The sequence below is a fragment of the Cellulosimicrobium sp. JZ28 genome (assembly GCF_015327065.1).
GTDB lineage: Bacteria > Actinomycetota > Actinomycetes > Actinomycetales > Cellulomonadaceae > Cellulosimicrobium > Cellulosimicrobium funkei.
In genome coordinates this window covers 2,128,943-2,150,487 of the sequence record NZ_CP017660.1, presented here as the reverse complement: position 1 = coordinate 2,150,487, position 21,545 = coordinate 2,128,943, and the positions used below count along the sequence as shown (strand labels likewise).

The following is a 21,545-nucleotide window of genomic DNA, read 5'->3' as shown; positions in this document are numbered from 1 at the left end:
CCGCTAGATTGGTCGACATGGACACCGCCGCACGCACGCTCAGGGTCGGGATCGTCGGGTACGGAGGGGCCGGCCGCGGCATCCACGCACGTCTCGTGCGGGAGGCGGGGCACACCGTCACGGCCGTCGTCGTGCGCTCGCCGGAGCGACGCGCCGCCGCCGCCGAGGACTGGCCCGGCGTGCACCTGCACGACGACGTCGAGGCCCTCCTCGCCGACCGCGCGGCCTACGACGTCGTGGTCGTGGCCAGCCCGTCCGCGCTCCACGCGGACCACGCGACCGCGCTCGTGCGCGCGGGCGTCCCCGTCGTGGTGGACAAGCCGCTCGCCCTGGGCGCCACGGCGTCGCGCGCCGTCGTCGACGCCGCCGAGGAGGCGGGGACCCCGCTCACCGTCTTCCAGAACCGCCGGTGGGACCCGGAGCAGCTCACGCTGCGGTCCGTGCTCGACCGCGGCGACCTCGGCCGGGTCCACACGTTCGAGCGCCGCTGGGAGCGCTGGCGTCCCGTGCCGCAGCAGCGCTGGAAGGAGAACGACCTCGTCGGGGGCGGCCTGCTCCTCGACCTCGGGCCGCACCTCGTCGACTCCGCCACGCAGCTCTTCGGTCCCGTCACCGGCGTGTGGGCCGAGCTCCGCTCGCACACGACCCCCACCGAGGACGACGTGTTCCTCGTGGTCCACCACGCCCCGGACGCCGACGGGAACGCCGTCGTGAGCCGCCTCTGGGCGGGGTCCGTCGTCGGCGCACCCGGCCCGCGCACGCGCGTGCTCGGCACGGGCGGTGCGTACGTCGTCACGACGTTCGAGAACGACGCGTCGCCCTTCGAGGTGTTCGACGACGCCGCGCCCGCAGGCACCCTCGGCTGGGTCACGCGCGGTCGCGAGCGCGAGCCCGTGCCGCAGGCCCCCGGCGGGCACGCGGACTTCTACCGCGCGGTCGCCGCGTGGCTGCTCGACGACGGCCCCGTGCCGGTCGACCCGCGCGACGCCGTCCGCACGGCCGAGGTGCTCGACGCCGCGCGCCGCAGCGCGCGGGAGGGTCGCCTGCTCGACGTGTGACGGCGTGCTGTTCGGTAGGCCCTGAACCGGACCAGATTCGTCCTGTGGACGACGGCTCGCGCGGGCGCGTCGTGCGGTGGGATGGGGGCATGCCGTCGTCGTCCCGCCGCCCGCGCCCGCCCGGGCCGTCCGTCGCCGACCTCGGGCCGGCGCTCGCGGCGGCGGGGTGGTCGCTGCACCGGGAGCCGGGCGCGGTCGGCGGGGTGGTCGCCCGCGACGCCGCCGGGACGGTGTGCGAGGTCGCGCTGCTCGCGGCGCCCGCGGACCCGGGGGCGCGGGCCGCGCTCGTCGAGCACCTGCGCGGGCTCGGCGGGGAGCACGACCACCTCGCGGCGGTGCGCGGCGTCGTGGCGGGGGACGGCTCGTCGCTCGCCGTCCTCGTCGACCACGTCGGCGGCCTGCGCCTCGACGAGCTCGCCGCCGCGCGCGAGCCGCTCCGCGCGGGGGAGGCGGTGACGGTCCTCGTCCCGGTCGCCCAGGCGCTGACGGCGCTCCACCGCGAGGGCCGCAGCCACGGCGCCCTGGACGCTACGTCGGTCGTCGTCGCCCCGGACGGTCGGACGGTGCTGCGCCCGCCGCTGGCGCCCACGACGGCGTCGAGCGCCGACGACGTCCGCGACCTCGCCCGCACGGTCCTCGGTCTCGTCCCTCCGCCCGCGTCGAGCCACCCCGCGCACGCGGCGCCGCCCGACCCCGACGAGGCGCGGGCTCTCGCCGCGCTGCACGCGGAGCTCGCCGTCGCGCTCCGCGACGAGCCGGCCGCCCGTCCCGCCGTCGGGACGTTCGCCGCGCGCTGCTACGACGCCGTCGAGCCGCAGCCGATCGTCATGCCGGACCCCGCGCGGCTCGTCGCCGGCGCCCTGGCGGGTCGGCGATCTCCCCGCCCGGCGGTGCCGGGGCGGCGAGCGGCCCGCGACGACGTGGCCGCGGCGTCCGGTCGTCGTGGGGTGCGCGGACCGCGCGGGGTCCCGGAGCGGTCGGCGCGGCGGTCCGGCCTCGGGCGCGGGGCGAGGGCCGGTGCGCACGCCCGCCGGCCGGACCGGCGGCGACTCCCGTGGTCCGGCCGCACGACGACGGCCCTCCTCGGCGGCGCGGGGCTCGTCGTGGCGGTGGTCGTCGCGCTCGCGGTCGGCACGCCGTGGTCCTCGCCCGTGCGCGACGACGGTCCCGCGACCACCCGCACGGCGTCGGCCGCGGATCCGGCGACCGACCCCACGCTCGACCGGGCCGACCCGCTCGGTGCGGCGCGCACCCTCACCGCGCGGCGGCTGGAGCTCCTCGCGGACGGTGCGGGGGACCTGTCCGCGGTGGTGGTCGACGGTTCGGCCGCCGAGGCGCGCGACGCCGAGCTGCTCGCCGCGCTCGACGGCGTCGACGTGGTCGGGGCACGGGCCGAGGTCTTCGACGCCCGGCACGTCGAGCCCCGGCCGCCGGATGCCGGCGAGGGGCACGGGGCCGAGGCTGCGACGGTGGCCGTGGACTACGCGGTGTCGGCCCACCACCAGCGCACGGCCGCGGGCGAGGTGGAGGTGCCCGCCACGCCGCGGACCACGGTCGTCCTGGTGCTGCGGTGGACGGACGCGGGGTGGCGCGTCGCCGAGGCGCGGTGACCTCGTCCGTACCGCAGGGCGAGCCGTCGTCGAGCGCGCCGGGTGCCGTCCGCTGCCCGGCCGTGAGGACCGCCGGTCAGCGGCTCTCGACGACCTCGCGCGCGGCGTCCTCCAGGACGGGGTCGGACCACGTGAACCCGCTCGCCTCGAGGACGGTGGGCAGGGCGCGCTGGGAGCCGAGGATGTCGGACGCGAGCTCGCCGAGCGCGACGTGCAGGGCGAACGACGGCACCGCGAGCACGGCAGGACGGTGCAGCGCCCGCGCGAGCGCCCGGGTGATCTCGGCGTTGGTCGCCGGGTGCGGGGCGGACAGGTTGACGGGGCCGTGCACGGGGGCGGTGAGGAGGTGCTGCAGCGCGGCGACCTCGTCGCGCAGCGTGATCCAGCTCCAGTACTGCGTCCCGGGGCCGAGGCGCCCGCCCACGCCGAGCCGCAGGAGGGGCAGCAGCCGGCCGAGCGCGCCGCCGTCGGGGGAGAGCACGATGCCGGTGCGGGCGTGCACGACGCGGACCCCCGCCTGCTCCGCGGGAGCGGTCGCGGCCTCCCACTCGCGGACCAGCCGCGCGAGGAAGCCGTCTCCCGACGCCGACGTCTCCGTGAGCACCTGGGAGCCCCGGTCGCCGTAGTACCCGATGGCGGAGCCCTGGAGCCAGACCGGCGGCGGCGAGTCGAGGCCGGCGATCGTGCGGGCGAGCAACCCGGTGGTGCGCGTGCGGGACGTGACGAGCGTCCGCTTGTACGCTGTCGTCCAGCGGTGGTCGCCGATGCCCGCTCCGGCGAGGTTGACGACGGCGTCCGCCCCCGCGAGCACGCCCGGGTCCAGCCGGCCGGAGTCGGGGTCCCACTCGTGCTCGTCCGAGGTCTGCGGTGCGCGGCGCACGAGGCGGCGCACGTGGTGACCGTCCGCCCGGAGACGTTCGAGCAGCTCGGTGCCGATGAGCCCGTGCGAGCCCGCCACGACGATGTCCATGGGAGACACGCTACGGGTCTGCGGCGGACTCGGCACGGTCCGCGGGACGGATCCGCGGCCGGGACGGAGGGACGAGCGAGGGCCCCGACCGGCGTGCGGTCGGGGCCCTCGTCAGCGTCGCGCCGGAGCAGGCCGGCGCCGTCCGCGGCGGGTGCCGCGGAGCGGGTCCGTCAGAGGCCGACCTCGGCCTCGAACGCGCCCTCCTCGATGCGGTTCTTGATGGTGGTGAGGAAGCGCGCGGCGTCCGCACCGTCGACCAGGCGGTGGTCGTAGGACAGGAAGATGAAGCACGTCGAACGGATGCCGATCGTGTCGTTCCCGTCCACGTCCGTCACGACGACGGGGCGCTTCGTGATCGTGCCCGTGCCGAGGATCGCGACCTGACCGACCGGGACGATCGGCGTGTCGAAGACGGCGCCGCCCGAGCCGGTGTTCGTGATCGTGAACGTCGCGCCCGCGAGCTCGTCCGGACCGACCTTGTTGGCACGCGTGCGCGCGCCGAGGTCGGCGATCTTGCGCGCGATGCCGGCGAGGTTGAGGTCGCCCGCGTCCTTGATCACGGGGACCACGAGGCCGCGCTCGGTGTCGACCGCGATGCCCACGTTCTCCTGGCCGTGGTAGGTGATCTCGTCCTCGGCGAAGGTCGCGTTGATCTTCGGGTAGGCCTTGAGCGCCTCGACCGCGGCGAGCGTGAAGAACGGCAGGAACGTGAGGTTCGCGCCCTCGCGTGCCTTGAAGTCCGCCTTGGCGCGGTTGCGCAGGGCGGCGACGCGCGTGACGTCGACCTCGACCGCCGTCGTGAGCTGGGCCTGCGTGCTCAGCGCCTCGACCATGCGGCTCGCGACCAGCTTGCGCAGGCGGCTCGTCTTCTCGGTCGTGCCGCGCAGCGGGGAGACCGCCGGGACCGACGCCTTCTTCGGGGCGCCACCACCGGCCGCGGGGGCGGCCGGTGCGGCAGCGGCGGGCGCCGCCTTGGCCTCCTCGGCCTTGCGGGCTGCCTCGAGCACGTCCTCCTTGCGGATGCGGCCGCCGACGCCCGTGCCCGTGAGGGACGAGAGGTCGACGCCCTTGTCCGCGGCGAGCTTGCGCACGAGCGGCGTGAGGTACGTGCCGCCGGCCTTGGCGGCCGGGGCCGGGGTCGCGCCAGGAGCCGACGGCGCGGCCGGCTTCTCCGCGGCGGGAGCGGGGGCGCTCGTCGCGGGGGCGGGCGTCTCCTCCTGCGCGGCCTGCGCGGGGACGTCCGCCTCGCTCGCCGGGGTGCGCGCCTCGGTCGACGCCTCCTCCTGCTTCGGAGCCTCCTGCTTCGGGGCCTCCTGCGCGGGCTGCTCGGCCGGAGCGGCGGGGGCCGCGGCCGGGGCGGCACCGGAGCCGACGATCGCGAGCACGGCGCCGACCTCGACCGTCTCGTCCTCCTGGACGAGGATCTGCTGGACGGTGCCTGCGACGGGCGACGGGACCTCGGTGTCGACCTTGTCGGTCGAGACCTCGAGCAGCGGCTCGTCGACCTCGACGGTGTCGCCGACCGACTTGAGCCACCGCGTGACGGTGCCCTCGGTGACGGACTCGCCGAGCGCCGGGAGCTTGATCTCCTCGCCGCCACCGGCGGAGTCGCCGGACGGCGCGGGCTGCTCGGCGGCCGCGGGGGCGGCGGGCGCCTCCTGGGCGGCCGGCTGCTCCGGCTCCGGCGCGGCCTGCGGGGCCGGAGCCTCGGTCTCGGCCTCGGCCTCGGCCTCGGCGGGGGCCGGCGTGGAGCCGCCACCGCCCGAGCCGTCGCCGATCACGGCGAGGTTCGCGCCGACCTCGACGGTCTCGTCCTCCTGGACGAGGATCTGCTCGAGCGTGCCCGCGACGGGCGACGGGATCTCGGTGTCGACCTTGTCGGTCGAGACCTCGAGCAGCGGCTCGTCGACGGCGACGGTGTCGCCGACCGACTTGAGCCAACGGGTGACGGTGCCTTCGGTGACGGACTCGCCGAGGGCCGGCATCTGCACGTTCTCAGACATGACCTGCCTGGTCTCCTTCGATCGTTGGGGTCAGTTGTGGGCGTGCAGAGGCTTGCCGGCCAGGGCCAGGTGCGCCTCTCCGAGTGCCTCGTTCTGGGTGGGGTGGGCGTGGACCAGGGCGGCGACGTCCTCGGGGTACGCCTCCCAGCCCACGATCAGCTGGCCCTCGCCGACGAGCTCGCCGACGCGGGCGCCGATCATGTGCACGCCGACGACGGGACCGTCCTTGCGGCGCACGAGCTTGACGAAGCCGCTCGTCCCGAGGATCTTGCTCTTGCCGTTGCCGGCGAGGTTGTACTCGAGGGACTCGACCTGGTCGGCCCCCCACGTCTCGGCGGCGTCGGCCTCGGTGACGCCGACGGACGCGACCTCGGGCTCGCAGTACGTGACCCGGGGGATCGACGACTCGACGATCGGCGTCGGGTCGAGGCCCGCGATCTGCTCCGCGAGGAAGATGCCCTGCGCGAAGCCGCGGTGGGCGAGCTGGAGTCCGGGGACGATGTCGCCCGCGGCCCAGATGTTGCCGACGCCCGTGTGCAGGCGCTCGTCGACGATCACGAAGCCGCGGTCGAGCGTGAGGCCCTGCTCCTCGAACCCGAGGTCCGCGGTGCGCGGGCCGCGCCCGACGGCGACGAGCAGCAGCTCGGCCTCGAACGTCTTGCCGGACTCGAGGGTCACGGTGACCCCGGAGTCGGTCTCCTTGACGCCGGCGAACCGGTCGCCGAGCGAGAACGCGATGCCCCGCTTGCGGAACGCGCGCTCGAGCGCCTTCGACAGCGCCACGTCCTCGTTCGGCACGAGGTGGGGCAGCGCCTCGACGATCTGGACGTCGGCGCCGAACGACTTCCACACGCTCGCGAACTCGACGCCGATGACGCCGCCGCCGAGCACGACGACCGACTTCGGCACGCGGTCGAGCCGCAGCGCCTGGTCGGACGTGACGACCCGGCCCCCGATCTCGAGACCGGGCAGCGACCGGGCGTACGAGCCGGTGGCGAGCACGACGTGGTGGCCGGTGTAGCGGGTGCCGTCGACCTCGACCGTGTCCTGCGCCACGAGGCGACCGTGGCCCTCGACGTACGTGATGCCGCGCGAGGAGACGAGTCCCTGGAGACCCTTGTACAGGCCGGCGACGACGCCGTCCTTGTACGCGTTGACCCCCGCCATGTCGATGCCCTCGAGCGTGCTGCGCACGCCGAACTTCGCGCCCTCGCGGGCGCCGTCGGCGAGCTCGGCCGCGTGGAGCAGCGCCTTGGTGGGGATGCACCCGTTGTGCAGGCAGGTGCCGCCGAGCCGGCCCGACTCGACGAGCGCGACGTCGAGACCGAGCTGGGCGGCACGCAGCGCGGTGGCGTAGCCGGCGCTGCCTCCGCCCAGGACGACGACGTCGAATGGTGTGCCGGGTTCGGCCACGTGCGACTCCTTCAGCGAGGGGAGAGCGAGAGCGGGCGTCCACGGCACGACGGCGGGCCGGACGGGAACCGCTGACCCACGGTGCGTGAACGTTCTCCGGGAGCCATCTTGGCACCTCGGGCACGGGCTCCCCAATCGAAACCTGGGCCGTACGGCTGTGACGATGGAGACAGCGTGCCCACCGTATGACCAGGGTCACGCTGTACCCTGCCGCTGTGCCCCGGCTGCCCAAGCTGTCCAGCCTGTTCTCCCGCCGTCCCGCGACGACCTCGTCGCCGGGCGGCGCCGCGGCCGCGCCGTCGGACGCCCGCCGCGCGACGCTCGCGCACCTGCAGGAGTTCGTGCGCACGCGCGTCGGCGTCGAGGCGTACGTCGAGCCGCCCACGCCGGACACGGGCGCGACGCTCCTGCTCATCGCGACGACGGGGGAGTGGACGCGGCGCCGCGTCCCGGACGAGAAGACGGCGTTCGACGTCGCCGGCTCGCTGGGCGTGCCCGTCTACAACGTCCGCTTCACCGGCTACCCGCAGCGCATGCGGGACTGGAACTCGCGCCAGCGCAGGAGCTCCTGACCGGGTCGTCCGCCGGGCGAGCAGGCGGTCCTGGTCCGTCGGGGCGACCGGACGGACCAGGACCGCCTGCTCGGCGGGGTCGGGTCAGCGGCGGGCGCGGCCCTCGACCAGGCTCAGCAGGGTGCGGACGGCGACGCCCGTGCCGCCGACCGGCGTGTACCCGTGCGCGGAGCCCTCGTTGAACGCGGGGCCGGCGATGTCGAGGTGGGCCCACGGCGTCTCGCCGACGAACTCCTGGAGGAACAGCCCGGCGACGAGCATCCCGCCGAACCGGTCGCCGATGTTGGCGAGGTCCGCGACCTTCGACTTCAGCGACGCGCCCAGCTCCTCGGGCAGCGGCATCGGCCAGAACTGCTCGCCCGCGGCGTCGGCCGCCGCGACGACCTCCGCGCGCACGTCGTCGGCGCCCATGACCGCCGAGACGCGGTTGCCGAGCGCGACCATCTGGGCGCCGGTGAGCGTCGCGACGTCGAGCACGACGTCGGGCTTCTCCTCGACCGCGGCGACGAGGCCGTCGGCCATGACGAGGCGGCCCTCGGCGTCGGTGTTGAGCACCTCGACCGTCTTGCCGCCCCGGATCGTGATGACGTCGGACGGGCGCTGCGCGGTGCCGGACGGCATGTTCTCCGCCAGGCACAGCCAGCCCGTGACCGCCACGGGCAGGCCCAGGCGCGCGGCGGCGACGACGGTCTGGAGCACCGCGGCGGCGCCGGCCATGTCGGACTTCATCGCCTCCATGCCCTTCGCGGGCTTGATGGAGATGCCGCCCGAGTCGAACGTGATGCCCTTGCCGACGAGCGCGACCTTCGCCGCAGGGCGCGACGGCGTGTAGGCGACCTTGACGAGGCGCGGCCCGCGCGCCGAGCCCTGGCCGACGCCGACCAGGCCGCCGTACCCGCCCGCGGCGAGCGCCTTGTCGTCGAGCACGGTGACCTTGAGGCCCTTGGCGCCGGACTCCTTGACGGCCTGCTTCGCGACGTCGGCGAACGCGGCCGGGTACAGGTCGTTCGGCGCCGCGTTCACGAGGTCGCGCGTCGCGTTGACGGCCGCGGCGACGACCGTCGCGCGCTCGACCGCGGCCTTCGCCGCGGCGCTGCGCGCGTTCGCCGCGAGGATCTCGACGGTCGCGGGCGGACGGCTCCCGGCCGACGTCGCGGCCTCGCCCGTGCGGTAGCGCGCGAACGTGTACGTGCCCAGGAGCGCGCCCTCGGCGACGGCGGCGAGCTGCGCGTCGTCCTCGACGGGCAGCGCGACGGCGACCGACGCGGTGCCGGCGAGCGCGCGCAGCGCGGCCCCCGCCGCACGGCGCAGCGCCTCGGCGCCGAACGTGCCGTCGGCCCGGCGGGCGCCGAGGCCCACGAGCACGAGCACGCCCGCCTTGAGGTCGGGACCGGCGGGGACCTTGCGGACCTCGTCGGCGGCGCCCGTGATGCCGAGCGCGGGTGCGAGGTCCTCGAGGGCGGCGACCACCGGACGGGGCAGGTCGCCCCCGACGATCGCGACGCCGTCGGACGTCGTGTGGGTGCCGACGACGAGCGCGTCGACCTTGGCACCGGCGGGATTCTTGCTGGAGACGGTCAGTTCAGCCACCCCGCGATGCTATCCCCGGCCGCCCGCGGGGTCCGCCGGGCCTGTGGACGATTCCCGCGCCGCCCACCGCCCCCGGTACGCTCGGCGGCGTGGTCCTCCCCCTCCTGCTCCTCGTGGTCGCGGCGTGCGTCGCGCTCGCCGCCTGGGCGGTCGTGTTCGTCGCGCGCGACCGCGCGGTGATCCTGCGCCAGCTGTGGGGCGCCGCGGTGATCGAGGGGCTGATCCTCGTGCAGGCGGTCGTGCTCGGTGTGCTCGGCGCGACCGGGACGGCGCCCACCGACCCGGTCCTGCTGTGGGGCTACCTCGTGACCGCACTCGTCATCCTGCCCGTCGCCGCGCTGTGGGCGTTCGCGGAGCGCTCGCGCTGGAGCTCCGTCGTGCTCGCGGTCGCCGCGCTCACGGTCGCGTTCCTCGAGTGGCGGCTGTGGCAGATCTGGAACGCCTGACCTGGAGGCCCTCGCCATGAGCGCACCTGCCGCCCCCGACGGGGCGGACCCGGCGGCGACGCCCGCAGCGGGCGGTCGCCCGGACCCCCGTTCGGGGCAGCGCCGCACCAACGGCGGCTTCGGCCGGGTGCTCGTCGCCGTCTACGGGATCTTCGCGCTCGCCGCCACCGCCCGTGCGGGGGTCCAGCTCCTGCGCGACTGGCACGAGGCGCCGCTCGCCTACGCGCTGTCGGCGCTCGCGGCGGCGGTCTACGTCGTCGCGACGATCGCCCTCGCGCGGGGCGGCCGCGTCGCGCGCCGCGTCGCGTGGCTCGCCGTGGGCGTCGAGCTCGTCGGCGTCCTGACCGTCGGCGCGTTCTCGCTCGCCGACCCCGAGGCCTTCCCGCGCGCGACCGTCTGGTCGGGCTTCGGCCAGGGCTACGGCTACGTCCCGCTCGTGCTGCCGTTCGTCGGGCTCTGGTGGCTCTGGCGCACCCGGCCCGCCGCGCCCGGCGCGACCACCCCGCCCCCCACCACCCCCACCACCCCCACCACCCCCGCCACCGACGCCCCGGAGGACGCCGCATGACCCGCCGCCGACCGCTCCTCTACGGCCTCCTCTTCGACACTGTGTTCCGCCGGATGGACCCGGAGCGGGCGCACCACGTGGCGTTCGACCTCATCGGGTTCGCCGGGCGCGTGCCCGTGCTGCGCGACGTCGTCCAGGGGGCGCTCGCGCCCTACCTGGGCCGCGCGGCGGGGGGCCGGGGGAGCGTCGAGGTGCTCGGCAAGGTCTTCCCGGCGCCGTTCGGGCTCGCGGGCGGCTTCGACAAGGACGCCCGGGCGGTGCGGGGGCTGACGATGCTCGGCTTCGCGTTCGTCGAGATCGGCACCGTGACGGCGCACGCCCAGCCCGGCAACGAGCGGCCGCGCCTGTGGCGCGAGCTCGACGTCCAGGGCGTGCGCAACCGCATGGGGTTCAACAACGAGGGCGCCGCGGCGGCCGCGCGCCGGCTCGCGGCCCTGCGCTCGACGCGAGGCGGGCGGGCCGCGCTCGTCGGGGCGAACATCGGCAAGACGAAGGTCACGCCCGCCGAGGAGGCGGCCGCGGACTACGCGACGAGCGCGGGCCTGCTCGCGCCGTACGCGGACTACCTCGTGGTGAACGTGTCGTCCCCGAACACACCGGGCCTGCGCGACCTCCAGGAGGTCGAGTCGCTGCGGCCGATCCTTGTGGCCGTGCGCGAGGCGGCCGACGCGGCCACGGCGGACGCGGGCGTCGACCGGGTGCCGCTGCTCGTCAAGATCGCCCCGGACCTCGCGGACGAGGACGTCGACGCCGTCGCCGAACTCGTGGACGAGCTCGACCTCGACGGCGTCGTCGCCGTGAACACGACGATCGCGCACGACCGCGGGCCCGGCGGCCTCTCGGGCCCGCCCGTCCGCGCGCGCGGCCTGGCCGTCGTCGCGCGCCTGCGCGAGCGGCTCGGGCCGCAGCGCGCGATCATCGGCGTCGGGGGGATCACCACCGCGCACGACGCGCGCGACTACCTGCACGCGGGCGCGGACCTCGTGCAGGGGTACACCGGGTTCCTCTACCAGGGCCCGCTGTGGGCGGCGCGGATCAACCGCTCCCTCGCGCGGCACCCCGAGCCCGGCGCGCACGTGCGGGGCGCCGACGCGAAGGAGGCACGATGATCCGGCCGCAGTGGGTCTGGGAGCTCGACGACGCCGAGGGGCGCGCGCTCGCCTCGCCGGTGAGCCCCGTCTTCACGACGCAGTACGACGCCGAGCAGTGGCTCGGCGAGACCTGGCGGAGCCTCGCCGCGGAGGGCGCTGCCGCCGCCCGGCTCCTGCACGACGGCAGCCAGGCGACCGCGACGGTGGAGCTGCGCGTCCCCTGACCGGGTCGCCCGCCTCCTGACCTGGACGCACGGCCGGCTGGTCCGGCCCGGGCGACGCGGGCAACGCGGGCGCGCGAGCCCGTCGCGCGCCGTCGCCCCGGAGGACCGTCAGCCCGCGACCCGGGCCCACGCGGCGGCGAGCCGTGCCACGGCGTGCTCGAGCTGCTCGGGCGGTCGGGAGAACGTCAGGCGCAGCCGGTCGGCCGCGCTGCCGTCGGGCGTGAAGGTCGGGCCGGCGTTGACGAGCACGCCCTCGGCCGCCGCGGCGGCGGCGAGCGCCTGCGCGACCGGCGCGCCCAGGTCGACCCACAGCGAGAGACCGCCCTCGGGCACGGCCACGCGCCACTGCGGCAGCGCCCGGGCGAGCAGGCCGCACAGGAGGTCGCGCTGCGCGCGGAGCGTCCGACGGCGCTCGGCGAGAACCGTGGGGGCGTCGTCGAGCAGCTCGACGACGGTGAGCTGCTCCAGCACCGCGGTGGCGATGTCCGCCGACTGCCGCGTGCGCGCGAGGCGGGCGACGAGGTCCGGGTGGGCGCGGACCCAGCCGACCCGCAGCCCGCCCCAGAACGACTTGGACGCCGAGCCGACCGTGACGACGTACGGCGAGGTGCCGTCTCCCGCGAGCGGCTCCAGGACCGGACCGGTGGCGTCCGGGTCGCCGTCGAGGTCGAGGTCGGTGAGCGTCTCGTCGCCGACCACGGTCACGCGGTGGCGCGCCGCGGCGTCGCGCACGCCCGCCCGCTCCTCGGGCGTGAGGGTGTAGGCGGTCGGGTTGTGGAAGTCGGGCACGAGGTAGACGAGCCGCGGCGCGACCTGCCGCAGCGTCGAGTCGAACAGGTCGACGTCGAACCCCGGCGCGTCGTGGTCGTGGCCGCCCCGCGCCCCGCGGTCGCCCCGGCCCACGGGGACGGGCACCAGCCGCGCGCCCGCCCGCCGCAGCGACTCCATCGCGTGGTAGTACGTGGGCGACTGCACGACGGCGCGGTCTCCCACCCGAGGAGGGTGTCGGCGAGCGTGGTGATGGCGTGCTGGGCACCTGTGGTGACGAGCACCTCGTCGGGCGTGGTGGGCGTGCCGCGGCGCGTGTGGTGGTCGGCGAGGGCCTCGCGGAGCACGCCGAGGCCGTACGGCTCGTAGCCGCCGCCGGACAGGTACTCGGGCAGCCGCTCCAGCGCGCGCGAGTAGGCGGCGTGCAGGCCGCTCGGGGCGGCGGAGGTCGCCTGGGACAGGTCGGCGAGGTCGATCGGCGCGGTGCGCGGCGCGGGCCCGGGCGGGGCGTCGCCGCCGGCCGCGCGGTCCGCGGGCCGGCGCGCGCTCGGGCGGGGCAGCACGACGACGGTCCCCGAGCCGGTGCGCGAGCGCGCGAACCCGAGCTCGCGCAGCCGCCCGTACGCGGCGGCGGTCGTGGTGCGCGAGACGCCGAGAGCGACGGCGAGGTCGCGCTCGGACGGCAGGCGCGTGTGCGGCGCGAGGGTTCCCGCGAGGACGGCGGCCCGCAGCGCGTCGGCGAGTGCGGTGTACGCGGGGCCGCCCGCGTGCCACCGGCCGAGCAGCCGGGCGGCGGCAGCGGTGGACAGGTGGCGGTGGACGTCGACCGTCCCGGCCGGGGCGAGGCTCATGGGGCCACTCTCTCGCGATTGGCTATGGATGTCGATGCCACTCGGCGGTCAGGATGACGCTCATGAGCCCCACCCGTCGCGCCGCCCAGCTCCTCCTCGGCCTGCTCGGCTACGCGCTGTCCATGGCGCTGCTGATCCACGCGGGCCAGGGCGGGATGCCGTGGGACGTGCTGCACCAGGGCGTCGTCCGCCGCACGGGGCTCCCGTTCGGCGTCGTCGTCGGGTCGCTGAGCGTGCTGGCCCTGCTGGCCTGGATACCGCTCCGGCAGCGGCCCGGGATCGGCACGGTTGCGAACGTCGTCATCATCACGCTGACGATCGACCCGGCCATCGCGCTCGTCACGCGCCTCGTGCCCGACCCGGGTGTCGCCGCGAGCGTGGCCCTGGCCCTCGGGGCATCGTGCTCAACGGCCTCGCGACGGCGGCCTACCTGGGAGTGCGGCTCGGCCCGGGGCCCCGGGACGGACTCATGACCGGCCTGGTGGCGCGCACCGGCTGGTCGGTGCGGCTCGTGCGGACCCTCCTCGAGGTCGTCGTCGTGACGCTGGGCTGGGCGCTCGGCGGCACGCTCGGCTGGGCGACGGTCGCCTACGCGCTCGCCGTCGGGCCGATCGTCCAGCTCACGGCGCGCTGGTTCGCGCCGCGCGGGCTCGTCGCCGCCGCGGCCTCCGAGGCGGCGGCGGACGTCGAGGGGGCGTCGGACGGCGAGCCCGCGTCGGACATCGAGACCGCGTCGCGGGAGCCCGTCCCCGCGACCGCAGGCCCCCGGCCGGACGAGGGAGGCATGCCCGCGTCCGGCCGGTGAGGAGACGACGACGGCCCCGGCGCGCCGCCGGGGCCGTCGTCGCGTGCGGTGGCGTCCGTCAGGCGACGCGGCCCTGGGGGGCGTTCTCCGCCGTCTTGCCCGGGTCGCGCTCGACGGCGCCCCCGAGGATCTCGTCGATGCGCGTCATGAGCTCGGCCGGGATCGTCACGCCCGACGCCTTGACGTTCTCCGCGACCTGCTCGGGGCGCGACGCCCCGACGAGCGCCGCGGCGACGTTGTCGTTCTGCAGCACCCACGCGATCGCGAGCTGCGCCATGCTCAGGCCCAGCTCGTCGGCGACGGGCCGGAGGTTCTGCACGCGCGTGAGCACGTCGTCGGTGAGGAAGCGCTGGATCATGCGCGCGCCGCCCTTGTCGTCGGTCGCGCGCGACCCTGCCGGCAGCGGCTTGCCGGGGAGGTACTTGCCGGACAGCACGCCCTGCGCCATGGGCGACCAGACGATCTGCGAGAGCCCGAGCTCGCGCGACGTCGGCACGACCTCGTCCTCGATGACGCGCCAGAGCATGGAGTACTGCGGCTGGGAGGAGATGAGCTGGAACCCGAGGTCTTGCGCGAGCGCGTGGCCCGCGCGGATCTGGTCCGCCGTCCACTCGGAGACGCCGATGTACAGGGCCTTGCCCTGGCGCACGATATCGGCGAACGCCTGCATCGTCTCCTCGAGCGGCGTCTCGGTGTCGTACCGGTGCGCCTGGTAGAGGTCGACGTAGTCGGTGCCGAGCCGCTTCAGGGAGCCGTTGATCGACTCCATGACGTGCTTGCGCGACAGGCCGGTGTCGTTGGGGCCGCCGGGGCCGGTCGGCCAGTAGACCTTCGTGAAGATCTCGAGCGACTCGCGTCGCTGGCCCTTGAGGGCGTCGCCGAGCACCTGCTCGGCCTTCGTGTTGGCGTAGACGTCCGCGGTGTCGAACGTCGAGATGCCGGCGTCGAGGGCTGCGTGCACGCACGCGGTCGCGACGTCGTTCTCGACCTGGGAGCCGTGGGTGAGCCAGTTGCCGTAGGTGATCTCGGAGATCTTGAGACCCGAGTTGCCGAGGTAGCGGTAGGTGGGCATGGACCCAACCTAGCCGCGGGCCCGGCCGCTCGCGGGGCCGGGCGCCGTCGTCACTCGGGGTAGACGCCGTGCTTCTTGTGCGTCGGCTTGGGCAGCCGCGCGCGGCGGAGCTGGAACGCCCGCATGACCGCGTACATGACCGTGCCCTTGGGGATGTCGCCGAACTTCGCGAGGAGGCGCTTGCGCAGGCGCCGCCACATGATGAAGCCGTCGACGACGGTGAGCAGGACGATGACGTACAGCGTCATGACCGTGAGGAACGCGAGCTCCTGGTTCTGCGCCGTGAGGAACGAGAACACGATGAAGACGAGGGCGACGGGCAGGAAGAACTCGCCGAGGTTCCAGCGGGCGTCGACGTACTCGCGCACGTAGCGCTTGACCGGGCCCTTGTCGCGCGGCGGCAGGTAGCGCTCGTCGCCGGTCTGCATGGCCTGGTACTGACGGTCGCGCATCTCGCGCTGCTTCTCCCGCGCGGACTTCGCGGCGGCGCGGCGGTCGTTCGGCACGAGGGGACGCTTGTTCGCGGCCTCGGAGACCTTGCGCTTGGGGTCGGGCGGCCCTTGCCGGCGCGCTCGATCTCGGCCGCCTCCTCGACGGGGTCGGGGGCGGCGGGGGTCGCGGCGGCCTTGTTGCGGGAGAACACCCCTCCAGGGTAGTCGAGCCGACGGGGTGCCTGGACGCGGGTCCGGGGCCGCACGGTGTCGTACCGTGCTGGTCGTGACGAACTCACCCGAACCCACCGCCCCCGCGCCCGGCACCGCCCTCGCGACCACGCTCCGCGAGACCGTCGCCCGGCTCTTCCCGGCGCTGCGCGCCGACCTGGAGTCGCTCGTGCGCGTGCCGAGCGTCTCGAACGCCGCGTTCGACCAGGCGCACGTCGCCGCCAGCGCCGACGCCGTGGCCGCGCTCCTGCGCGACGCCGGCCTGCCCGAGGTCCAGGTGCTGCGCGCCCGGGCCGAGGACGGCACCGAAGGCGCGCCCGCCGTCGTCGCGCGCCGCCCGGCGCCCGACGGCGCCCCGACCGTCCTGCTGTACGCGCACCACGACGTCCAGCCCCCGGGCGACGCCGGCACGTGGGAGACCGACCCGTTCGAGCCGACCGAGCGCGACGGTCGCCTCTACGGCCGCGGCGCGGCCGACGACAAGGCGGGCGTCGTGGCCCACCTCGGCGCCCTGCGTGCCCTCCTGGAGATCGGCGACCTCCCCGTCGGGGTGACGGTGTTCGTCGAGGGCGAGGAGGAGATCGGCTCGCCGACCTTCCTGCCGTTCCTCACGCAGCACCGCGACCTGCTCGCGGCCGACGTCATCGTCGTCGCCGACTCCTCGAACTGGAAGATCGGCGTGCCCGCGCTCACGACGTCGCTGCGCGGGCTCGTGGACTGCGAGGTCGAGGTCGCGGTGCTCGACCACGCGGTGCACTCGGGCATGTTCGGCGGCCCCGTGCTCGACGCCGTGACGCTGCTCGCGCGGCTGATCGCGACCCTGCACGACGACGCGGGCAACGTCGCCGTGCCCGGGCTCGCCACCGCGGACGAGCCGACCGTGGACTACGCCGAGGCCGACTTCCGCGCCGACTCCTCGCTCCTCGACGGCACCGTCCTCGCGGGGGAGGGCAGCATCGCCGGGCGGCTGTGGACCAAGCCGGCGATCGCCGTGATCGGGCTCGACGCGCCGAGCGTCGCGCACGCGTCGAACACCCTCACGCCCCGCGCGACCGCGAAGCTCTCGGTGCGGCTCGCGCCCGGCCAGGACCCGGCGGCCGCGATGGCGGCGCTGCGCACGCACCTCGAGTCGCACGCGCCGTTCGGCGCGCGCGTGACCGTGCGCGACGGCGAGCAGGGCAAGCCGTTCCTCGCCCCGGCGGACTCCGAGGCGATGCGGGCCGCGCGGTGGGCGTTCGCGACGTCGTGGGGCACGGACCCCGTCGACATCGGCATCGGCGGGTCGATCCCGTTCATCGCCGACCTGCTCGAGGTCTTCCCGGACGCGGCGATCCTCGTCACGGGCGTCGAGGACCCGGACTCGCGCGCGCACGGCGCGAACGAGTCGGTCCACCTCGGCGAGCTGGAGAAGGTCGTGCTCGCCGAGGCGCTCCTGCTCGCCCGGCTCGGCGGCGCGGTCGCCTGACCCGCGCCCGCCGGACCGCACGCGGCGACGCTCCCCGGTCGGCCGGGGAGCGTCGCCGTGCGGCGTCAGGCGTCAGGCACGGTGCGCGACGTCGACCGCCCGGGCCCACCGCGCGACGTCGTCCGGGAGCTCGGGGAGGTGACGTCGCCGCCCAGGAGCCCGACGACGTCGGGCGCGGCGATCCGGTCGCCGGACCCGCGCGCGAGGAAGCGCCCGGCGACGAGGCCGCGCGCGCAGAGGTCCCCGCGGCGCGTGAACACCTGCTCGAGGTACACGACGCGCTCGTCCCACCCGAGCACGCGCGTCGTGATCTCGAAGCGGTCCCCGAGCTGCAGGGAGCGGCGGTACTTCATGGTCGACGCCGCGACGACGGGGTACCAGCCCTTGTCCTTGAGCAGGGGGAACCCGCCGAGGTCGGCGATGAAGTTGCTGCGCGCGACGTCCATCATCTGCAGGTACACGCCGTTGTTCACGTGCAGGTAGAAGTCGAGGTCGCCCGGACGCACGCGCATGCGCGTGACGGACGGCTCGAGGACGCCGCGGCCCGGCACGGCCTTGCGCGGCATCGTGCTGGCGACGAGGAGCTGGATCTGGCGGGTCACCGGGGCAGGCTACTACCCCGCACCAGCGGTATCGGGTATCTGTAGTCGACGGCGGGCGATCCCCCTCCAGGTCGGTGTGCGAAGATGCGCGCCGTGACGACGACGAGCCCCGCCCCTCGCCCCACCGCCACCGCCGACACCGGGTCGCCCGCCGCGCACCCGTGGCAGGTCCGCGCGTTCCGCGCGGTCGCGATCGCCGAGGCGTTCTCCTGGGCCGGGCTGCTCGTCGGCATGTACCTCAAGTGGGTCGCCGGGACGACCGAGCGCGGCGTGGAGATCTTCGGGCCCGTCCACGGGGCGCTCGTGCTCGTGTACGTCGCGCTCGCCGTGCTCGTGGCCGTGCGCGTCCGCTGGTCGCTCTGGACGACCTTCCTCGCGCTCGCCGCGACCGTCCCGCCGTTCTGCACCGTCCTCTTCGACGTCTGGGCGCACCGCACCGGCCGCTACGCGCGCCGCTGACCGCTCGGGTCGGCTGACCCCAGGCCCGCCGACCGCTCGGCCCGATCAGACCGGCGGGTCGGGGTCGTACTGGATCCCGCGCCGTACGGCGCGCGCGACGTCGGCGCTCTCCAGGCGCGCGACGAGGTGCAGCGCCATGTCGATCCCCGCGGACACCCCGGCGGAGGTGACCACGTCGCCGTCGTCGACGTAGCGCGCCTCCGTGTCGACCACGACGCTCGGGTCGATCCGCGCGAGCTCGTCGTAGTGCGCCCAGTGCGTCGTCGCGGGCCGGCCCGCGAGGAGCCCCGCCGCGGCGAGGACGAGCGAGCCCGTGCAGACGCTCGCGATCACCGGGGTGCGCGCCCGCATCGCGCGCAGCCACTCGAGGTGCACGCGGTCGGCGAGCAGCGGGCGCGTCCCGCGACCGCCGGGGTACACGAGCAGGTGGAGGGGGCCGACGTCGTCCGCCGAGCGGTCGGGGAGCAGCCGGAGGCCCTTCGCGAGCCGCACGCCGCCGCCGTCCCACGAGAACGTCGACACCTGGGGCTTGAGCGCGGAGTGCTCGGCCCACGCCGACAGCACCTCGAACGGCCCGGCGACGTCGAGCTCCTCGGCCTCGTCGAAGACGAAGATCCCGACGTTCGTCCCGTTACCCGTTCCCATGGCCACCTCCGCGCGCCCCCGCGTCCCGAGGGCCTCGACCGCTCCTGCCCGCGCGCCTAGAGGCCGGGCAGGGCGAGCATCTGGTCGAGCGCGACGCGCGCCCAGTGCGCGTCGTCGGCGTCCACGACGATCCGGTTCACCACGCGTCCGGCGACGAGCGACTCCATCGCCCACACGAGGTGCGGCAGGTCGATCCGGTTCATCGTCGAGCAGAAGCACACCGTCGAGTCGAGATAGTGCACCTGCTTGTCCGGGTGCGCCCGCGCGACGCGGCGCACGAGGTTGAGCTCGGTCCCGATCGCCCACGCCGAGCCCGGCTCGGCGGCGTCGAGCATCTTGATGATGTACTCCGTCGACCCGACGAAGTCCGCCGCCGTGACGACCTCGTGCTTGCACTCGGGGTGCACCAGCACGTTGACGTCCGGGACGGCCGCGCGGACGTCGTCGACGTTCTTCGCCGAGAACCGCCCGTGGACCGAGCAGTGCCCGCGCCACAGGATCATGCGCGCGTCGCGCAGCTCGGCGTCGGTGAGGCCGCCGTTCGGCTTGCGCGGGTCGAACACGACGCAGTCGTCGAGCGACATCGCGAGCTTCAGGACCGCGGTGTTGCGGCCCAGGTGCTGGTCCGGGAGGAACAGGACCTTGCCCGTGCCGTCCACGCCGCCCACCTGGTCGAACGCCCAGCGCAGCGCGACCTCCGCGTTCGACGACGTGCACACCGTGCCGCCGTGGCGCCCCGTGAAGGCCTTGATCGCGGCCGAGGAGTTCATGTAGGTCACGGGGATCGTCGAGTCGGCGATGCCGACCTCCTGCAGCACGTCCCACGCGTCCTCGACCTGGTCGATCGCGGCCATGTCCGCCATCGAGCAGCCCGCCGCGAGGTCCGGCAGCACCACCTGCTGCGCGTCGGAGGTGAGGATGTCCGCGCTCTCGGCCATGAAGTGCACGCCGCAGAACAGGATGAACTCCGCCTCGGGGCGGGCGGCCGCCTCGCGCGCGAGCTTGAAGGAGTCGCCCGTGACGTCGGCGAAGTCGATGACCTCGTCGCGCTGGTAATGGTGGCCCAGGACGAACGCCCGCTCGCCCAGCGCGGCGCGCGCGACCCGGGCGCGCTCGACCAGGTCGGGGTCGCTCGGCGCGGGCAGGTCGCCCACGCACTCGACGCCCCGCTCGGACGCGAGGTCGCGGCCCTGCCCCAGCAGGAGCAGGGCGGACGGGCTGGGCTCGACGAAACCGCCCGGGCGTGCGGTGCTCTGACCGCCCACGGACGACAACAAGGTGCTCCCGGTGCTCACGGGACCATCGTCGCACAGCGCCGCGGAGACGGAGAGGGCCCTCCCACCGCGGATCGGCGCGCCCAGGCATGACCCGCCGGGCCGCGCCCGGGCTGGCACAATCCGGGCATGCGCGTGCTGCTCACCGGGTCCGCCGTCCCGCCCCCGCCCGACGGCGCGTGGCCGGGCCGCGACGTCGTGCCGACTACCGACGGACCGCGCCTCGCCGACGTCGCCTCGTGGTGGTCCGCGCACGGCGCCGTGGACACCGTGCCCCTCGCCGCGTCGGGGCCCGCGTTCCTCGACGCCCTCGCTCCCGTCGCGCCCGAGGTCCTCGCGGGCGTCGTGCCGGGCCCGGGCGGCGCGGAGGTCCCGGTCGCCGTGCGACGGCGTGCGTCCTCGCCGCACGAGGGCGCGCGGGCACGGACGGTCTTCGTCGACGTGTCCCAGGTCCCGGCCACCGGGGAGGCCGTCGTCGTCGACGCCGACGGGACGCCGACGACGGTGCCCGCCCGCTCGTCGGCGGCCGTGGGGCACCTGCTCGCGCTCGCGGTCGACGCCGCCCGGGCGGGTTCGGGCCCCGGCCGGGTCGTCCTCGCGACCGGGGGCAGCACGAGCCACGACGCGGGCCTCGGGGCGCTCCTCGCGCTCGCGGGCGAGCCGTGGGCGCCCGGCGTCGCGCCGGACGTCGCGCCCGCCGGGCTGGCCGACGTCGTGCGCGCCGCGCGCGCCGCGCTGGGCGGCACGCACCTCGTGGCGGCCGTCGCGTCCGACGTCACGCTCCTCGGGCTGCACGGGGCGAGCGCGACCCTCGACGCGCGCGGTGTCGACCCGCTGGTGGCCCAGCACCTCGAGCGCGCGCTCGGCGCGGTCGCGCACGACGTGGCCGCCGCCGTCGACCGCGCGGATGCCGCCGGGCCCGGGGAGCGCGGGATCGTCGGGCGCGACCTGCTCGCGGGCGCGACGGCGGGCCGCCGCCTCGCCGGGCTGCCGGGGGCGGGCAGCGGGGGAGGTCTGGGCTTCGCCGTCGCGGCGCTGGGCGGCCGGCTCGTGCCCGCGCTGCGGGTCGTGGCGGACGACGTCGGGCTCGACGCGCGGCTCGCGGCCGCGGACGTCGTCGTGGTGCTCGCGGACGAGCTCGGCGCGCACGAGCTCGGCGAGGGGACCGTCCGCGAGGTGGCCGGCCGGGCGGCGCGGCACGCGCTCCCCGTGGTGGTCGTCGCGCGCGCGGTCGTCGCGGGCCGCCGCGAGCAGGCGGCCGCGGGGCTCAGCGGTGCGTACGCGTGGGGCGACGGCGACCCGCGCGACCTCGTGGAGCGCGTCGCGCGCACGTGGTCGCGCGGCTGAGGCGCGCGTCGGCCGAGGTCGACGTCGCCGCCCGTGCGGCTCCTCCGTCG

General features: G+C 75.9%; 21 protein-coding genes and 2 pseudogenes. 12 read left to right on the top strand and 11 right to left on the bottom strand.

Annotation, left to right across the window (positions count from 1 at the left end; all coding sequences use genetic code 11):
• Nucleotides 1-17: 17 nt before the first annotated feature.
• Together BJP59_RS09885 and BJP59_RS09880 are read left to right on the top strand one after the other, a co-directional pair.
• Nucleotides 18-1,058 (top strand): Gfo/Idh/MocA family protein, encoded by a 1,041-nt coding sequence (locus tag BJP59_RS09885; protein WP_194522852.1) that lies wholly within the window; start codon nucleotides 18-20, stop codon nucleotides 1,056-1,058.
• Between the two features lie 89 nt (nucleotides 1,059-1,147).
• Nucleotides 1,148-2,668 carry a hypothetical protein gene (locus tag BJP59_RS09880; RefSeq protein WP_194522851.1) on the top strand — a complete coding sequence of 507 codons (1,521 nt, stop codon included), beginning with the start codon at nucleotides 1,148-1,150 and terminating at the stop codon, nucleotides 2,666-2,668.
• Between the two features lie 76 nt (nucleotides 2,669-2,744).
• Here BJP59_RS09880 and BJP59_RS09875 read toward each other — a convergent pair whose 3' ends face one another.
• The 3 genes from BJP59_RS09875 to lpdA all read right to left on the bottom strand — a co-directional run bounded on the left by BJP59_RS09875 (nucleotide 2,745) and on the right by lpdA (nucleotide 7,054).
• Nucleotides 2,745-3,638, bottom strand: a complete 894-nt coding sequence (locus BJP59_RS09875) for a TIGR01777 family oxidoreductase (RefSeq protein WP_009864240.1) — start codon at nucleotides 3,636-3,638, stop codon at nucleotides 2,745-2,747.
• Between the two features lie 170 nt (nucleotides 3,639-3,808).
• Nucleotides 3,809-5,641: a 2-oxoglutarate dehydrogenase, E2 component, dihydrolipoamide succinyltransferase gene (gene sucB / locus BJP59_RS09870; RefSeq protein WP_194522850.1), complete on the bottom strand. Its 1,833-nt coding sequence runs from the start codon at nucleotides 5,639-5,641 to the stop codon at nucleotides 3,809-3,811.
• A 30-nt stretch (nucleotides 5,642-5,671) separates the two neighbouring features.
• Nucleotides 5,672-7,054 carry a dihydrolipoyl dehydrogenase gene (lpdA, locus tag BJP59_RS09865; RefSeq protein WP_194522849.1) on the bottom strand — a complete coding sequence of 461 codons (1,383 nt, stop codon included), beginning with the start codon at nucleotides 7,052-7,054 and terminating at the stop codon, nucleotides 5,672-5,674.
• A 215-nt stretch (nucleotides 7,055-7,269) separates the two neighbouring features.
• Here lpdA and BJP59_RS09860 point away from each other — a divergent pair, with 215 nt between their 5' ends.
• Nucleotides 7,270-7,626 carry a hypothetical protein gene (locus BJP59_RS09860; protein ID WP_043658675.1) on the top strand — a complete coding sequence of 119 codons (357 nt, stop codon included), beginning with the start codon at nucleotides 7,270-7,272 and terminating at the stop codon, nucleotides 7,624-7,626.
• 84 nt (nucleotides 7,627-7,710) lie between these two features.
• Here BJP59_RS09860 and BJP59_RS09855 read toward each other — a convergent pair whose 3' ends face one another.
• Nucleotides 7,711-9,216, bottom strand: a complete 1,506-nt coding sequence (locus tag BJP59_RS09855) for a leucyl aminopeptidase (protein WP_194522848.1) — start codon at nucleotides 9,214-9,216, stop codon at nucleotides 7,711-7,713.
• 89 nt (nucleotides 9,217-9,305) lie between these two features.
• Here BJP59_RS09855 and BJP59_RS09850 point away from each other — a divergent pair, with 89 nt between their 5' ends.
• Genes BJP59_RS09850 through BJP59_RS09835 form a run of 4 tightly spaced genes read left to right on the top strand, consistent with a single transcriptional unit; the run spans nucleotide 9,306 to nucleotide 11,545 of the window.
• Entirely contained in the window at nucleotides 9,306-9,662 is a 357-nt protein-coding gene (locus BJP59_RS09850) for a hypothetical protein (RefSeq protein ID WP_034652936.1), read from the top strand.
• Between the two features lie 16 nt (nucleotides 9,663-9,678).
• Nucleotides 9,679-10,230 (top strand): hypothetical protein, encoded by a 552-nt coding sequence (locus BJP59_RS09845; RefSeq protein WP_228485376.1) that lies wholly within the window; start codon nucleotides 9,679-9,681, stop codon nucleotides 10,228-10,230.
• Nucleotides 10,227-11,339: a quinone-dependent dihydroorotate dehydrogenase gene (locus BJP59_RS09840; RefSeq protein WP_194522847.1), complete on the top strand. Its 1,113-nt coding sequence runs from the start codon at nucleotides 10,227-10,229 to the stop codon at nucleotides 11,337-11,339. The genes BJP59_RS09845 and BJP59_RS09840 overlap by 4 nt, the downstream gene beginning before the upstream one ends.
• Entirely contained in the window at nucleotides 11,336-11,545 is a 210-nt protein-coding gene (locus BJP59_RS09835) for a hypothetical protein (protein ID WP_076405433.1), read from the top strand. Before BJP59_RS09840 ends, BJP59_RS09835 begins: the two co-directional genes overlap by 4 nt.
• A gap of 108 nt (nucleotides 11,546-11,653) precedes the next feature.
• On the opposite strand, the gene BJP59_RS19785 is transcribed toward BJP59_RS09835, so the two are convergent.
• Both BJP59_RS19785 and BJP59_RS19780 read right to left on the bottom strand, forming a co-directional pair.
• On the bottom strand, nucleotides 11,654-12,538 hold the full coding sequence (locus BJP59_RS19785) for an aminotransferase-like domain-containing protein (RefSeq protein ID WP_228485375.1): 885 nt from the start codon (nucleotides 12,536-12,538) through the stop codon (nucleotides 11,654-11,656).
• 398 nt (nucleotides 12,539-12,936) lie between these two features.
• A pseudogene (locus BJP59_RS19780) lies at nucleotides 12,937-13,164 on the bottom strand (GntR family transcriptional regulator); the annotation flags it as partial.
• Nucleotides 13,165-13,226: 62 nt separating this feature from the next.
• Here BJP59_RS19780 and BJP59_RS20320 point away from each other — a divergent pair.
• Both BJP59_RS20320 and BJP59_RS20315 read left to right on the top strand, forming a co-directional pair.
• On the top strand, nucleotides 13,227-13,637 hold the full coding sequence (locus BJP59_RS20320) for a hypothetical protein (RefSeq protein ID WP_336244628.1): 411 nt from the start codon (nucleotides 13,227-13,229) through the stop codon (nucleotides 13,635-13,637).
• Nucleotides 13,634-13,969: a hypothetical protein gene (locus tag BJP59_RS20315; protein WP_336244627.1), complete on the top strand. Its 336-nt coding sequence runs from the start codon at nucleotides 13,634-13,636 to the stop codon at nucleotides 13,967-13,969. The genes BJP59_RS20320 and BJP59_RS20315 overlap by 4 nt, the downstream gene beginning before the upstream one ends.
• Nucleotides 13,970-14,027: 58 nt before the next feature.
• Here BJP59_RS20315 and BJP59_RS09820 read toward each other — a convergent pair whose 3' ends face one another.
• On the bottom strand, nucleotides 14,028-15,041 hold the full coding sequence (locus tag BJP59_RS09820; RefSeq protein ID WP_021483071.1) for an aldo/keto reductase family protein: 1,014 nt from the start codon (nucleotides 15,039-15,041) through the stop codon (nucleotides 14,028-14,030).
• Nucleotides 15,042-15,091: 50 nt separating this feature from the next.
• Nucleotides 15,092-15,547, bottom strand: coding sequence for a DUF3043 domain-containing protein (locus BJP59_RS09815; protein ID WP_336244626.1), 456 nt, complete (start codon nucleotides 15,545-15,547; stop codon nucleotides 15,092-15,094).
• Between the two features lie 211 nt (nucleotides 15,548-15,758).
• Here BJP59_RS09815 and BJP59_RS09810 point away from each other — a divergent pair, with 211 nt between their 5' ends.
• Nucleotides 15,759-17,168: a dipeptidase gene (locus BJP59_RS09810; RefSeq protein WP_194522846.1), complete on the top strand. Its 1,410-nt coding sequence runs from the start codon at nucleotides 15,759-15,761 to the stop codon at nucleotides 17,166-17,168.
• A gap of 72 nt (nucleotides 17,169-17,240) precedes the next feature.
• Here the strand turns inward: BJP59_RS09810 and BJP59_RS09805 are convergent.
• A pseudogene (locus tag BJP59_RS09805) lies at nucleotides 17,241-17,770 on the bottom strand (acyl-CoA thioesterase).
• A 93-nt stretch (nucleotides 17,771-17,863) separates the two neighbouring features.
• On the opposite strand from BJP59_RS09805, the gene BJP59_RS09800 reads away from it, so the two are divergent.
• Complete coding sequence (locus tag BJP59_RS09800; RefSeq protein ID WP_228485374.1) at nucleotides 17,864-18,229, top strand: DUF3817 domain-containing protein; 366 nt, start codon at nucleotides 17,864-17,866, stop codon at nucleotides 18,227-18,229.
• Nucleotides 18,230-18,274: 45 nt separating this feature from the next.
• On the opposite strand, the gene BJP59_RS09795 is transcribed toward BJP59_RS09800, so the two are convergent.
• Complete coding sequence (locus BJP59_RS09795; protein ID WP_086151535.1) at nucleotides 18,275-18,874, bottom strand: DJ-1/PfpI family protein; 600 nt, start codon at nucleotides 18,872-18,874, stop codon at nucleotides 18,275-18,277.
• A gap of 56 nt (nucleotides 18,875-18,930) precedes the next feature.
• The gene (gene nadA / locus BJP59_RS09790) at nucleotides 18,931-20,139 is read right to left on the bottom strand and encodes a quinolinate synthase NadA (RefSeq protein ID WP_194523016.1); all 1,209 of its coding nucleotides are present in this window, start codon (nucleotides 20,137-20,139) and stop codon (nucleotides 18,931-18,933) included.
• Nucleotides 20,140-20,277: 138 nt separating this feature from the next.
• On the opposite strand from nadA, the gene BJP59_RS09785 reads away from it, so the two are divergent.
• On the top strand, nucleotides 20,278-21,495 hold the full coding sequence (locus BJP59_RS09785) for a glycerate kinase (protein ID WP_194522845.1): 1,218 nt from the start codon (nucleotides 20,278-20,280) through the stop codon (nucleotides 21,493-21,495).
• Nucleotides 21,496-21,545: the final 50 nt, after the last annotated feature.